The 1,511-nt window shown below is 72.5% G+C and carries 1 protein-coding gene and 1 pseudogene; both read left to right on the top strand.

The features are described from left to right. Positions 1 to 304 (top strand): annotated as a pseudogene (locus tag FNH04_RS45880) (serine/threonine protein kinase); the annotation flags it as partial. Positions 305 to 496: 192 nt separating this feature from the next. Further along, on the top strand, positions 497 to 1,511 hold a 1,015-nt coding region (locus FNH04_RS45885), incomplete at its 3' end, for a serine/threonine-protein kinase (RefSeq protein WP_152792134.1).

Raw genomic sequence — 1,511 nt, forward strand, 5'->3', positions numbered from 1 at the left:
GCCCCAGCCGCAGCGGTACGCGCCCGCCCCGCAGCAGCCCCAGCAGCCCGCGCCGCGTCCGCCGCGCGAGCCCCGGCAGCCGCGGCAGCGCAGCGCCAACCAGATGAAGATCCCCGGTCTCGGCTGCCTCAAGGGCTGCCTCTTCATGATCGCCCTCGTGTTCGTGGGCGGTTGGCTGATCTGGGAGTTCAGCCCGCTCCAGGGGTGGATCGGCACGGGCAAGGGCTACTGGGACCAGCTGACGACCTGGGTCGGTGACATCGCCGGGTGGATCGAGGGCCTGGGCAGCTCCACCGGGCAGTAGCGCGACTGCTGGAGGCGGGGGCGGCGGCGCCTGTAGGCGCGCTTCGTCGCCGTACGTCGTTTTCGTGTGCCTCGGATGCGTCGGCGGCCCTGGTGATTTGTCGACATCTGACGGGTGATTTCCGTCTCCGCGGTGAAGGTTGGCTCCTTGGACGCGTAGTTTTAGCGACAACACGCGTCCGTAGGAGCAGTTTTGGCACGGAAGATCGGGAGCCGGTACACCGCGCACCAGATTCTGGGGCGGGGGAGCGCCGGAACGGTGTGGCTGGGCGAGGGGCCGGAGGGCCCCGTCGCGATCAAGCTGCTGCGCGAGGACCTCGCGTCCGACCAGGAACTCGTGGGGCGCTTCGTCCAGGAGCGGACGGCTCTGCTCGGGCTCGACCACCCGAACGTCGTGTCCGTACGGGACCTCGTGGTGGACGGCAACGACCTGGCGCTGGTCATGGATCTGGTCCGGGGCACGGATCTGCGTACCCGTCTGGACCGGGAGCGGCGGCTGGCGCCCGAGGCGGCGGTGGCGATCGTGGCGGACGTCGCCGACGGGCTGGCGGCGGCGCACGCGGCCGGGGTCGTGCACCGGGACGTGAAGCCGGAGAACGTGCTGCTGGACATGCAGGGGCCCCTGGGCCCGGGGGGCGCGCACCCCGCCCTGCTGACGGACTTCGGTGTCGCGAAGCTGATCGACTCCCCGCGGCGTACGCGGGCGACGAAGATCATCGGTACGCCGGACTATCTGGCGCCGGAGATCGTGGAGGGGCTGCCGCCCAGGGCCGCGGTCGACATCTACGCGCTGGCGACGGTGCTGTACGAGCTGCTGGCGGGCTTCACGCCGTTCGGTGGCGGGCACCCCGGGGCGGTGCTGCGCCGCCACGTCACGGAGACGGTCGTCCCGCTCCCCGGTATCCCCGAGGAGCTGTGGCAGCTGATCGTGCAGTGCCTGGCCAAGGCGCCGGCCTCGCGGCTGCGGGCCTCGGAGCTGGGGGCGCGGTTGCGGGAGCAGCTGCCGTCACTGGCCGGGATTCCGCCGCTGGACGTCGACGAGCCGGACACGGAGCCGGAGGAGACGCCGTACGGGGAGGAGGCGGCGTCCCAGGAGCCGCGGGAGCGGGTACGGCGGGGGGCGGTGCCCTTGGTGCCGGGGGCGCGGCCGGACTCCAACCGTGACACGCACACGTCCATGCGGGTGCCCGGGCCGGACGAGCTGGCGG

This window comes from Streptomyces phyllanthi, assembly GCF_009377205.1.
In the GTDB taxonomy this organism is placed as follows: Bacteria; Actinomycetota; Actinomycetes; order Streptomycetales; family Streptomycetaceae; genus Streptomyces; species Streptomyces phyllanthi.